Genomic DNA, 11,849 nt, shown 5'->3' with positions numbered 1-11,849 from the left:
GGCGGAGGATGCCATGACGTGGGGAGGCTATCACCACCCGCTCACACAACCCTCCCACGTCATCACCGGGCTCGTCCCGGTGATCCCGGTCGGAAGAGCGCCGCGCTTCGAACAATCGGGATGGCCGGCACAAGGCCGGCCATGACGTGTGGTGGGTGTTGTCACAGGACCGGGTGTTCACCCTCCCCCTGTCATCACCGGGCGTGTCCCGGTGATCCCGATCGTCTGAAGCGCCGAGCGCATCCTGCGGACAGGAGGGGGCCACGCTCGTGACCCGAACGATGCGCCAGCCAAGAGAAACGATGCGCCAGCCAAGAGAGGAGCATCGGATCCGATGCCAAAACGGGGTCCACTTTTCCCGCCCGATGCTCGAGCCCGGCGGATCGGGCCCGAATGCGGTGCCGTGTTTGGCCCGGCCCTTTAGGCATTTATCCAGCCTGTTCGACGCGCCGGGCCTCGATCTGATCGAGCGCGTCGACGACCGCCTCGAAGGTCAGCAGGATGGAGGCGTGGCGAGCCTTGTAATCCCTCAACGGTTCCAACACCTTGAGCTCCTCCCACTTGCCCTGGGGCGCCTCCCCGCCGGCCTTGAGCAGACGACTTGCCGCATCGCGCACCCCGCGAAGCTCCTCTATGGTCGCGCCGATTATATTCCGGCCCATGATGGACGACGAGGCCTGGCCCAGCGCGCAGGCCTTCACCTCATGGGCGAAAGCCGTCACGACATCGTCTTCAAGCTTCACATAGACAGTCACGGTCGAGCCGCAAAGCTTGGAATGCGCGGTCGCGGACGCATCGGGGTCGGGCAGCCGGCCCAGATGGGGGATATCGGCCGCGAGCTCGAGAATGCGCCGGCTGTAGATGTCGTTCAACATGACGGCCGTGAGATGACGGTTGGGAATGTGCACATATACCTATATAAGCCCTGTGAAAGAGTTCTGCGACAGCGGTTGCCGCAGGATTGTCCGGAAAGAGAATAGAAACCGCTGGGCGCCGAAGCTTCCTCGGTTCAAAAGTTGAGAAATGAGGCTCCACGTGAGTGATGTGGTTAAGTCCCTGTCGACGCGTCTGAGTACACCTGTCGACAAGCCCGGTGTTCCGTCGCGGGAGGAAGCCGAAGCGGCCGTCCGCACCCTGCTCCGCTGGGCCGGCGACGACCCGACCCGCGAGGGCTTGCAGGATACCCCGAAACGGGTTGCCAAGGCCTTCAAGGAATTCTACTCCGGCTACGGGGAGGATCCGTCGGAAATCCTCGACAAGATCTTCGCCGAGGTCGAAGGTTATGACGACATCGTGCTCGTGCGCGACATTCCCTTCTACTCCCATTGCGAGCACCACATGGTGCCGTTCTTCGGCGTGGCGCATGTGGCCTATTACCCCACCAAAGGCGTCGTCGGGCTGTCGAAGCTCGCCCGTCTGGTCGACGCCTATGCCCGCCGCCTGCAGACGCAGGAGACCATGACGTCTCAGATCGCCAAGGCCATGGTCGATGCGCTCGAGCCCCGCGGCGTCGCGGTCATGATCGAGGCCGAGCACATGTGCATGTCCATGCGCGGCATCCAGAAAGCCGGCGCCCTGACGCTCACCACCCAGTTCACCGGAATCTTCAAGGAGGATCCGGCCGAACAGGTGCGCTTCCTGACCCTCGTTCGCGGCGGTCGGGGCTGAGGCCTGCCATGGGCACGACCCCGACCGGCCTCTTTCCCGCACCCGGCTCCAAGGCGGAGCTCGAGGAGGGAACCGTCCTGTCGCCCCGCTTCGGGCCTGACGGGCTGATCACCTGCGTCACGACGGACGCGACCACCGGCGAGATCCTGATGGTCGCGCACATGAACGCCGCGGCCCTCGCCAAGACCCTCGAGACCGGCGAAGCCTGGTACTGGTCCCGCTCGCGGGGCGAGCTCTGGCACAAGGGCGCGACGAGCGGTCAGATCCAGACCGTCACGGAGATGCGGGTCGACTGCGATCAGGACGCCCTGCTCATGAAGGTGCAGGTGGCCGGCGACGGCGGCTGCTGCCATACGGGACGCCGCTCCTGCTTCTACCGGAGGATCGAGACCTCCGGCGATGGTCCCCGCCTCGTGATCGATTGAGCCGGCAGCCCTTCCAAAAATCGAGGGCTGCCATCCCCCTTGAAGCGGGTGCAGTCTGCACCTGCTCGGGTTAGGAAAGCCCGATGACACGACGTGACCTTCTCCCCGCGCGGCTGGCGGCCAGCGCGCTCTTCTTCGGCAACGGGTTCGGCATCGGCACCTGGGCGGCCCAGCTTCCCCGGTTCAAGGAATCCCTCGGCCTGTCGGACGGCCAGCTCAGCCTCGGGCTGCTGGCCTTCTCCCTCGGCGCGGTGGCGCTCATGCCGATCATTGGCTGGGCCGTGACGGTGGTCGGCAGCCGCACCATGACGGTCGCGGCGGCGTTCTCGTTCGCAGCCGCCCTGGTGCTTCCCGGTCTCGCGCCCTCCCTGAGCCTGTTCGTGGCCGCCGCCCTCGTGGCCGGGGCCTGCAACGGCACCATGGACATCGCCATGAACACCAATGCCACCGTGGTCGAGAAGGCCTGGGGCTCGGCGATCATGTCGTCCTTCCACGCCTATTTCAGCCTCGGGGGGCTGGCCGGGGCCGGAGCCTCGGGCCTTCTCATCGCGCTCGATGTCGGGATCGTCCCGACCTTGCTCGTCTCCTGCCTCGGGATGGCCCTGCTCTTCCTGCCGGCCGCCTTCTGGACCCTCGGGGAGCGCGAACGTCCCAGCGAGGGCCACGGCTTCGCCTGGCCCAGGGGGAGCGTGCTCCTTCTGGCCGTGCTCGCCATGTTCTGCTTCATCGTCGAGGGCGCCATGGTCGACTGGACGGCCATCTATCTCCAGACCGTCGCCGGCGCGAGCCTCGAGGCGGCGGTGACGGGCTTCGCCGCCTTCTCGCTTGCCATGACGGTCTGCCGCTTCATGGGCGACTTCGTCGTCCGGCATCTCGGCCGCATCCGGACCCTGCAGCTCGGCGGCCTGCTCTCGGCCTTCGGCCTGGCCCTCGCCATGCTCCTGCCCCAGCCCCTGCCCGCCTCGGTCGGCTTCGCCCTCGTCGGCGTCGGCCTCGCCAACGCGGTGCCGGTGCTGTTCAGCGCCGCGGGACAGATGAAGGATCTTCCGCCCAGCATGGGCGTCGCCATGGTGGCAACTCTGGGGTATGGCGGCCTCCTGCTCGGCCCACCGCTGATCGGATTCGGGGGCGAAATCTTCGGCCTGCGCGCCATGCTGGGCCTCCTGATCGCCTTTGCCTTCATCATCATCATTTTGTCGCAGCGCGCTTTGAAGCGCTCCACTGTTCAGTTTTCCTGAACCAGTCCTAATTGAAACTTGAGGGCACCCTTCATGCGGCTTTCACGGAAGGCTGGCACGAACGGGACGGGATGCCTTGGAGTCGATCAATGTTGTGGGACGGGATTGCCTGGCGCAGCGCCGGTTCAGGGGGTGGCGGAGGAGCGGTCGAGACCAAGCCTCCGGCCGAACGCGATCCCCGAGCGAAGGCAAGGATCGGCCTGGCGCTGGGCGGAGGCGCCGCCCGCGGCTGGTCCCATATCGGCGTCCTGCGGGTCCTCGCCGAGGCCGGCATCGTGCCGGACGTGATCGCCGGCTCCTCGATCGGCGCCGTGGTCGGCGGCTGCTACGCGGCCGGCAAGCTCGACGAACTCGAGGCCTTCGCCCTGTCCCTGACCAAGCGGCGCGTCATGGGGCTCCTCGACTTCCATTTCAGCGGCGCCGGCCTGATCGCCGGCGGGCGCCTGCAGCGCCTCCTCGACCAGGACCTGATGGACCGCCGGGTCGAGACCCTGCCGGTCAAGTTCTGCACCATCGCGACCGAACTCGTGAGCGGCCATGAGATCTGGCTGACGCGCGGCCCTCTGGTCCAGGCCATGAGGGCCTCCTACGCCCTGCCGGGCGTGTTCGATCCCGTGATGATCGGCGGCCGCTGGCTCATGGACGGCGCCCTCGTGAATCCCATCCCCATCACGGCTGCCCGGGCGCTCGGCGCCGACATCGTCATCTGCGTGAACCTCAACGGCGAGGTGCGCGTGCGCGGCACCGTGATCCAGTCCTACGACGCGGGGACGAGCGACGAGCAGGAGATCGAGGAAGCGATCGACGAGGCGCCCCGCCGCTGGGGCATCTTCCCGGGGCATCGCGGGGACAAGCCGCGCAAGCCGAACGCGCCGGGCCTCGCCACCGTGATGGTGGACGCCTTCAACATCACCCAGGACCGCATCGCCCGTTCGCGGCTCGCCGGGGATCCGCCCGACATCATGGTGGCGCCCAAGCTCGCCAAGATGGGCCTGTTCGAGTTCCACCGGGCCCGGGAGTGCATCGCCCTGGGTCGGCAGGCCACCGAGCGCGCCCTGCCGGATATCCTCGAACTGCTCCAGGAGACGCAGGCGACCTGATCAGGCGGTCGCGATGTATTCCTTGATCGCCTGAGCTTCCGCCTCGACCTCCTCGAGCCGCAGCTTCACTACGTCTCCGATCGACACGATGCCGGACAGGCGCCCGCCTTCGACCACGGGGATGTGCCGGAACTTCTGCTGGGTCATGAGTTCCATCACGTCGTTGATGGAGGTTTCGCCCGTGCAGGTGACCACCTTCTCCGTCATGAAGCGGGAGACCGGCTCGTCCAGGGCCTTGGCCCCATGGGCCGCGACGGCGCGCACGATGTCGCGCTCCGAGATGATGCCGGCGACCGGCCGATGAGCGTCCACGATGAGTAGGGCACCAATTCTGCGCTCCGCGAGAACCCCGGCGGCTTCGCTCAAGGATCGGCCCGGCTCGATGGTGGCAACCTCGCGGCCCTTGAGCGAAAGGATTCGATTGACGATCATTCATTCCCTCCCGTTGTGCGAACGACGAGGACCGTCAGCCCTCGCCTTCGCAAGGCTGATCCTGAGGGCGCGCCCCATGACAGCGGGGCGAAAACCCTCCATCAGCCTTACGATGATTGGGGCAAACCATGTCGGTTTCAAGCCGAGATGCGGCCGGGCCGGGCCGGGAGCGGGTCCACAAGAGGGAAAATGAGAAGCCCGGCCAGGAAGCCGCCGAGATGCGCCTCCCAGGCGATGCTCGCATCCATCATCCCCAGCGGTTGGACGAAGGCGAAGATGTAGTTCGCGGCGAACCAGATCCCGAGGAAGATCAGGACCTGCCGGTTGCGCACCATGTGTCCGAGGGTTTCGCGCGGCCGCTCGTGCGGCTGGGTCAGGCGTCCTTCCCGGTGCCACGAGGCCGGGGCGAACATGAACCAGGAGGCGGCCGCCATCAGCCCGGACACGGCCCCGGACGCGCCGATCATCGGCAGCACCTGGAAGGGGTTCATGACCGCGTACACGATGGCCCCGCACACGGCGGCGGCCGCCGACAGGACGAGGAACCGGCCGGCGCCGCAGCGCCTGACGATCGGCGTTCCGAAGGCGGCGAGCCAGACGCCGTTGATCAGCACATGGGCCCAGGAGCCGTGCAGGAACGCATAGGTCAACGCCGTCCAGGGCCGCGCCTCGTCCGGGGCCAGCACGTATTGCGCCAGGGCCATCATGGGCGTGACCGTATCGTCCGGGGCGCCGTCCCGCAGGGACTGCACGATCTCCTCGACCTGCACGCCCCCGAAGGCGACGGCCCAGCGCGCCGGGATGACGGCCCAGTCGATGACGACCGTGAAGTCGGTTTCATCGGACAGAAGCATCCGGACGCCGTGGATGCCGATCAGCACCGCCAGGCACAGGCTGATGGTGGCCGGCAGGTTGAGAATCGGCTCGCGGACGCGGGGCGGGTTTGGAGACATGACGCGCTTTTCGTCTGGCCGCCGCCCGGGATCCCGGTGCCGGCGGCGTTCGGTTGATGGCCTGACTAGCGCCAATCCGGGTCGGCCGTCGAGAGAAACCCGCGGCCTGGCAGTTCCAAGGCGCACCGGCCGCCCCCCGCCCTGGCCCCGCAAACTTTTTGTTAACCATGTTGGAACCGCTCGGGCCGCGACGCGTTAACTCACCTTTTACTTTCCGCTTGAGCCGAAAATGCAACCATGTCAGTTTGGTTAAAAGAACGTTAACCGGCTGGTGGGGCATGCGGAAGGTTTATTTCAAGAACGGCCTTTTCTGTGGCGTAAATGAGAAGCCTGCCTCCATCGGCACCATCGTCAAATCAGCGCTCCTCGCCCTGTCGCTCCTGCTCGCCGGCACCGCCGCCCAGGCTCAGACCCTGGCCGCCCTGCCCGTTTCGAGCGCTCCGATCACGAGCATGGGCGCCGCCAAGCCGCTCCAGGGCTGGTCGCAATTCTGCGAAACCTTTCGGTCCGAATGCGTCGTGAACACGGCCGAGCCGGACACGATCGACCTGACGCCCCAGGCCTGGAAGACCATCGTGTCGGTGAATCAGCGCGTGAATTCGACCATCAAGGCGGTGACGGATGCCGACCATTGGGGCGTCGTCGACGTGTGGGGTTTCCCCGACGACGGCCGCGGCGACTGCGAGGATTTCCAGCTCCTGAAGCGCAAGCTCCTCGCCGAGGCGGGTCTTCCCCGCCGCGCCATGCGGATGACGGTCGTGATCGACGAACTGGGCGAAGGCCACGCGGTCCTCATGGTCCGCACCAACCGGGGCGACTTCGTCCTCGACAACAAGACCTCGTCGGTCCTGCCCTGGCACCGCACCGGCTACGTCTACATCAAGCGCGAGAGCCAGGACACGATCGGCTGGGTGTCGCTCGGCGGCATCGTGTCGTCGCCGACCACCACGGCGAATCGGTAAGACCGGCGGAGTGTCCGTGTTCGGCGTGAGCCGGCGCCGACCCTCCCTGCCTCCGCGACATTGCCTCTTCGCGAGGACGTCGGAGAATCGCGACCGACGAAACACGAAGCGGGAATCAATCGACCCGCCGCATTCCCTTCTCGAACCGCTTCCAGTTGTCCACGTAGTTCCGGGCCGACCAGCGCAGCCGCTCGATCGCGTCCGCGTCGAGCACGCGGATGGCCTTGGCCGGCGCGCCGACGATGAGGGAATTGTCGGGAAATTCCTTGCCTTCCGTCACCAGGGCATGGGCGCCCACCAGGCAGTTCGCCCCGATGCGGGCATGGTTGAGAACCGTCGCGCCCATGCCGATCAGAGAGTTCTCGCCGACCGTGCAGCCGTGCAGGATCGCCTTGTGACCGATGGTGCAGCCCGGCCCGACGGTCAGCGGCGCCCCCATGTCGGTGTGGAGCAGAGCCGCTTCCTGGATGTTGGTCCCCTGGCCGATGTCGATGAGTTCGTTGTCGCCGCGCAGCACGGCGCCGAACCAGATTCCCACGTCGCGCCCCAGCCGCACCTTGCCGATCACATGGGCGTCGGGAGCGATCCAGAACCCGCCGGGCTCGGGCAGGATGGGCGAGATGGCGTCGAGGCTGTAGATCGGCATCGCGGGTCCGCAGGGAAGAACAGCAGAACCCCGGTGAGGTTCTGCTGCGGGAAAGCCGGTCAGTCCTCGAGGTCCGTGTCGAGGATCGCCATGGTGAAGTTGTAGGAGCGGTCTCCGTCCTCGTCGTCGACGAAGAGAACGCCGACGAATTCCTCACCGATGTAAACTTCCGCCGAGTCGGTCTTCTTCGGGCGACCGACCACGCGGATCGAGTGGTTCGCAAAGCTCTGGCGCAGATAGCGCTCGACTTTAGCCATCTCGGTCTTGTCCACTACAGGTCCTTTCTTGATGTCACGGATGCTGCACTTGCCATGCCGGGCAAACGCGAGCAAGCGGCGATAGGTCCCTGGAGGGCGGCTTTGCTCAGATTCCATCCGCCTCGGAGAAGCAGTGGTTCATGGACCGGGACGGCTCCTCGCATCCGGCCGCGCCGACGACCTTGGCCGGAACCCCGGCCACCGTGGCGTTCTGGGGCACGGGCTTGAGAACCACCGATCCGGCGGCGATCCGCGCGCAGGAGCCGACCTCGATATTGCCGAGGATCTTCGCCCCGGCGCCGATGAGCACGCCCTGGCGGATCTTGGGATGCCGGTCCCCGCGCTCCTTGCCGGTGCCCCCGAGGGTCACGTCCTGGAGCATCGAGACGTTGTCCTCGATGACCGCGGTGGCGCCCACCACCAGCCCGGTGGCATGGTCGAGGAAGATGCCCCGGCCGATCCGGGCGGCCGGGTGGATGTCGGTCTGGAACGTGTCGGACGAGCGGCTCTGGAGATAGAGGGCGAGATCCTGCCGTCCCCGGGACCACAGCCAATGGGCCAGCCGGTGAGTCTGGATGGCGTGGAAGCCCTTGAAGTAGAGCACGGGCTCGAGCGCCCGGGTGACCACCGGGTCGCGGTCGATCACCGCGCTGATGTCGGCCCGCATGGACGCCCCGATGGCCGGGTCATGCTCCACCGCCTCGAGGAAGATCTGCTCGATGATGTCCGCGGGAACGGCCGCATGGCCGAGGCGCGAGGCCACCCGATGGATGACCGCGGCCTCCAGGCTCGGCTGATGCAGGATCGCGCTGAGCATGAGGCCCGCGATGGCCGGCTCGGCCTGAACGACGGCCTCGGCCTCGGCGCGAAGACGATTCCAGATCGGATCGACCGTTCCGGCGATGACGTCCGAGGCTTCGGGCTTCAGGCGCGTTTGGGTCATGATAGTCTCCTTGCCGACTCCGCTATCGCTTCGGGATAGATAAGAAGCCTAGCCTTTTTACCACAGATGCAAGCGTGCCATGACTTACTCTTTTTCTCCCGCCACTTCCAAACTCGGCGTATCCCTCTCGGGGGGTATCGCGACCCTCGCCATCGACAATCCGTCCAAGCACAACGCGCTCGACCTCGAGATGTGGCAGGCCTTTCCCGGCCTCATGGCGGCCCTCGGCCGCGACCCCGAGGTCCGGGTGGTGGTGGTCCGGGGCGCGGGCGGCGAATCCTTCGCATCCGGGGCCGATATCGGCGAGTTCTCGACCCTGCGCGCCGATGCGGAGGGCGGACGGCGCTACGAGGCCGTCAACGAGGCCGCCTTCTGGGCCGTGGCCCATTGCGCGAAGCCTGTCATCGCCATGATCCGCGGCTTCTGCCTGGGCGGAGGCTTCGGCCTCGCCCTCTCCTGCGACCTGCGCGTCGCCTCCGAGAGCGCCGTGTTCGGCATCCCGGCGGCCCGGCTCGGGATCGGCTATCCGCCGGGCGCCATGAGGCTCGTGACCGCGGCCGTGGGGGCCCCGGCGGCCAAGGACCTGTTCTTCACCGCGCGGCGGATCGACGCCCGGGAGGCGGCGCGCCTGGGCGTGGTGCAGCGGGTGGTGCCTGACGGGCAGCTGGAGGACACGGTCCTGGCGCTCGCCGAGGCCATTGCCGGGAACGCCCCGCTGACGATCCGGGCCGCCAAGGCGGCCATCGACCGGGCGGTCGGCGTGGCGCACCCGGACGTGGATCCGGTCGCCCTCGCGGACCGGTGTTTCGACAGCCTCGATGCCGCCGAGGGCCGCAACGCCTTCCTGGAGAAGCGCCAGCCGGTCTTCACCGGCCGTTAGGGTCCGTTGAACCACCCCGTGATGGCCGGCTTTGTGCCGGCCATCCCGATCGGAGAAGCGCTCTGCCTCGGACAATCGGGATCACCGGGACAAGCCCGGTGATGACGAGAGCAACGGCCCTGACCCGCCCTCACGTCTCCCGGCGATAGACGAAATAGCGCCCTTCCGGCACGCCGGTCTCGGCCGAGACGTCCCGGCAGGACGGCATCGGGAAGGCCCGGTCGCCGAGCAGGATGCCGCCCGGCCGCAGGAGGGCTTCGAGGAGCGGCGCCAGGCGCCGGGCGAGGCTGGCGTTCGCCGCCTCGTCGCCGGACCCGATATCGATGTGGATCAGGGCCGCCCCACCCGCCCCGTGCCGCGCGGTGAAGGGCGGCAGGGTGTCGAAGAGGTCGCCCACCACCAGGTAGCCCTCGGGCGGATAGCAGTCCGGGTGGGCGGCGGGCGCGCGCTCGAACACGTGGATGTCCCGCCCCGGCAGGCGGGCGCGCAGGTGATCGTAGGTGCGTCCGTTCCCGAGGCCGATCTCGAGCACGAGGCCCGTGGGGTCGATCGCCCGGGCGGCCCAGTCGAGCAGGTCGCGCTGGGCGGTCAGGCGCCGGATGGCGCTGTCGAGGCGGGTCATGGACGGTTCCTCATGGGCGTCTCCCGGTCACGGCCGGCGGGCCAGGAAGTCGAGCACGCCCTGCTTGTGCACCTTGTCGCCCACCGCGAGGTTGTGGTCGCGGCCCGGGATGTCGAGGGCGGTCGCGCCGGGGATCAGCGCCGCCAGCGCCGGGCCGGAGCCCGCCACGTCGTCGGCCGTGCCGACCGACACCAGGGTCGGCAGCCGGATCGACGCCACCTCGGCCGGGGTGAGCACCTGCCGCGAGCCGCGGATGCAGGCGGCGAGCGCCCGGCGGTCGCTCCGGTTCTGGTCCGCGAAGGCGCGGAACATGCGCTGCATCGGGTCGGTCAGGTCGTCGAGGGACGGAGCCTCCATGGCGTCCGCGATGCCGAGCGGCAGGCCGACGCCCTCCACCAGGTGGATGCCCAGGCCCCCGAGCAACATGGAGCGCATGCGGTCCGGCGTGGCGATGGCCATGTGGGCGGCGATGCGCGCCCCCATGGAATAGCCCATCACGTCGGCCCGCGGGATGCCGAGATGGTCGAGCAGCCGGCGCCCGTCCTCGGCCATGCGGTAGGAATCGTAGGCCGCGGGCTCGTAGAGCTTCTCGCTCTCCCCGTGGCCGCGGTTGTCGAAGGCGATCACCCGGTAGCCGGCCCGCGTCAGGGTTTTCACCCACAGCGTGTTCACCCAGTTCACCGCATGGGTCGAGGCGAAGCCGTGGATGAGAAGGATCGGCTCGCCCGCGCCCTCGTGGGGCGGGACGTCGATATAGGCGATGCTCACGCCGTCGGAATTGAAGTAGCGCATGGAGTCCAAGGGAGGTTGCCGGATGGCGCGCACCCTAGCGCATCGCGCGAAAAAGTGGACCCGGTTTTTCCACGCCCCGACGATGCGCGGCGCGGGGAGCGCCGACACGTCTGCCGCCTCGGGGGGCCACCAGGACCGGCGCGGCCGCAACAGCCCCCGTCATGGCGCTCCTCCCCGTCACGGCCGGGCCCGTCCGGTCCGTCACATGGCCTCACTGACACTCTCCACGTCATGGACGGGCTTGTCTCGGCCATCCCGATACAGTGGGGCGCCGCGCTTCACCGGATCGGGATCACCGGGCCAAGCCCGGTGATGACGTGGAGGGTGGCATGAGGCGGTGACAACACCCTCCCCACGTCATGGCCGGCCTTGTGCCGGCCATCCCGATACTGAAAGGCGCTGCGTTTCAGACAAGCGGGATCACCGGGAGGAGCCCGGTGACGACGGGGAGATTGGCAGGATCCGCCATCCCGAAACGGCCGAGGGCTCCGTCCACGGAGCGGGGGGGGGGGTCCGGGGCGGGTCTCGGATGCGGAAAAAGCCTCTAGGCGCATGGGCGATCGGCCATTATGGTGCGCGCGCATTTCATCCCTCGCGAGCACCATAATGGCCGACAAAGGCACTCCGCACTTCCACAACGATCCGGGCGTTCCCGTCATTCACGTGGGCTCGAAGGAGTTCATGTGCATCGGGGCGACGCCGCCCTTCGATCACCCGCACATCTTCATCGACATGGGCTACGACAGCGAGACCGTGTGCTCCTATTGCTCGACCCTGTTCAAGTACGATTCGTCCCTCAAGGCCGACGAGGCCCGCCCGGCCGAATGCGTGTGGGAGCCCGATTTCGCGACCTCTCCCGCCTCGCGCTGACCCGGCCGTGCCCGCCCGAACGATGCCCGGCCCGGCCGCCCCTGCAAGGTCCGAGCTCCGC

15 protein-coding genes are annotated in these 11,849 nt (G+C 67.7%); 7 read left to right on the top strand and 8 right to left on the bottom strand.

Features of this window, described 5'->3' with window-relative positions:
- Positions 1-428 precede the first annotated feature (428 nt).
- Complete coding sequence (locus NF876_RS21310) at positions 429-875, bottom strand: iron-sulfur cluster assembly scaffold protein (RefSeq protein ID WP_262270640.1); 447 nt, start codon at positions 873-875, stop codon at positions 429-431.
- A 160-nt stretch (positions 876-1,035) separates the two neighbouring features.
- On the opposite strand from NF876_RS21310, the gene folE reads away from it, so the two are divergent.
- From folE to NF876_RS21290, 4 genes are all read left to right on the top strand, one after another.
- Positions 1,036-1,668, top strand: coding sequence for a GTP cyclohydrolase I FolE (gene folE, locus NF876_RS21305; RefSeq protein WP_262296375.1), 633 nt, complete (start codon positions 1,036-1,038; stop codon positions 1,666-1,668).
- A gap of 8 nt (positions 1,669-1,676) precedes the next feature.
- Positions 1,677-2,093, top strand: coding sequence for a phosphoribosyl-AMP cyclohydrolase (gene hisI, locus NF876_RS21300; RefSeq protein WP_262270639.1), 417 nt, complete (start codon positions 1,677-1,679; stop codon positions 2,091-2,093).
- 83 nt (positions 2,094-2,176) lie between these two features.
- On the top strand, positions 2,177-3,331 hold the full coding sequence (locus NF876_RS21295; RefSeq protein ID WP_262270638.1) for an MFS transporter: 1,155 nt from the start codon (positions 2,177-2,179) through the stop codon (positions 3,329-3,331).
- An 89-nt stretch (positions 3,332-3,420) separates the two neighbouring features.
- Positions 3,421-4,431 carry a patatin-like phospholipase family protein gene (locus NF876_RS21290; protein ID WP_262270637.1) on the top strand — a complete coding sequence of 337 codons (1,011 nt, stop codon included), beginning with the start codon at positions 3,421-3,423 and terminating at the stop codon, positions 4,429-4,431.
- Here NF876_RS21290 and NF876_RS21285 read toward each other — a convergent pair whose 3' ends face one another.
- Together NF876_RS21285 and NF876_RS21280 are read right to left on the bottom strand one after the other, a co-directional pair.
- On the bottom strand, positions 4,432-4,863 hold the full coding sequence (locus tag NF876_RS21285; RefSeq protein WP_262270636.1) for a CBS domain-containing protein: 432 nt from the start codon (positions 4,861-4,863) through the stop codon (positions 4,432-4,434).
- Between the two features lie 137 nt (positions 4,864-5,000).
- On the bottom strand, positions 5,001-5,816 hold the full coding sequence (locus NF876_RS21280; protein WP_262270635.1) for a rhomboid family intramembrane serine protease: 816 nt from the start codon (positions 5,814-5,816) through the stop codon (positions 5,001-5,003).
- 278 nt (positions 5,817-6,094) lie between these two features.
- Here NF876_RS21280 and NF876_RS21275 point away from each other — a divergent pair, with 278 nt between their 5' ends.
- Positions 6,095-6,778: a transglutaminase-like cysteine peptidase gene (locus NF876_RS21275; protein ID WP_262270634.1), complete on the top strand. Its 684-nt coding sequence runs from the start codon at positions 6,095-6,097 to the stop codon at positions 6,776-6,778.
- 115 nt (positions 6,779-6,893) lie between these two features.
- Here the strand turns inward: NF876_RS21275 and NF876_RS21270 are convergent, their stop codons facing one another.
- From NF876_RS21270 to cysE, 3 genes are all read right to left on the bottom strand, one after another.
- A complete protein-coding gene (locus tag NF876_RS21270; RefSeq protein WP_262270633.1) occupies positions 6,894-7,424 on the bottom strand; it encodes a gamma carbonic anhydrase family protein in 531 nt (176 codons plus the stop codon).
- 59 nt (positions 7,425-7,483) lie between these two features.
- Positions 7,484-7,696 (bottom strand): DUF3126 family protein, encoded by a 213-nt coding sequence (locus NF876_RS21265; RefSeq protein WP_262270632.1) that lies wholly within the window; start codon positions 7,694-7,696, stop codon positions 7,484-7,486.
- Between the two features lie 91 nt (positions 7,697-7,787).
- Positions 7,788-8,624: a serine O-acetyltransferase gene (gene cysE / locus NF876_RS21260; protein WP_262270631.1), complete on the bottom strand. Its 837-nt coding sequence runs from the start codon at positions 8,622-8,624 to the stop codon at positions 7,788-7,790.
- A gap of 79 nt (positions 8,625-8,703) precedes the next feature.
- Here cysE and NF876_RS21255 point away from each other — a divergent pair, with 79 nt between their 5' ends.
- A complete protein-coding gene (locus tag NF876_RS21255) occupies positions 8,704-9,504 on the top strand; it encodes an enoyl-CoA hydratase (RefSeq protein WP_262270630.1) in 801 nt (266 codons plus the stop codon).
- A 130-nt stretch (positions 9,505-9,634) separates the two neighbouring features.
- Here NF876_RS21255 and NF876_RS21250 read toward each other — a convergent pair whose 3' ends face one another.
- Positions 9,635-10,126 carry a class I SAM-dependent methyltransferase gene (locus NF876_RS21250; protein WP_262270629.1) on the bottom strand — a complete coding sequence of 164 codons (492 nt, stop codon included), beginning with the start codon at positions 10,124-10,126 and terminating at the stop codon, positions 9,635-9,637.
- 27 nt (positions 10,127-10,153) lie between these two features.
- Positions 10,154-10,918 (bottom strand): alpha/beta fold hydrolase, encoded by a 765-nt coding sequence (locus tag NF876_RS21245; protein ID WP_262270628.1) that lies wholly within the window; start codon positions 10,916-10,918, stop codon positions 10,154-10,156.
- Positions 10,919-11,524: 606 nt separating this feature from the next.
- Here NF876_RS21245 and NF876_RS21240 point away from each other — a divergent pair.
- Entirely contained in the window at positions 11,525-11,788 is a 264-nt protein-coding gene (locus NF876_RS21240; RefSeq protein ID WP_262270627.1) for a zinc-finger domain-containing protein, read from the top strand.
- The last annotated feature ends 61 nt before the right edge of the window (positions 11,789-11,849 follow it).

The sequence above is a fragment of the Microvirga yunnanensis genome, assembly GCF_025460875.1.
This window is presented reverse-complemented; position numbering and strand designations above follow the sequence as displayed.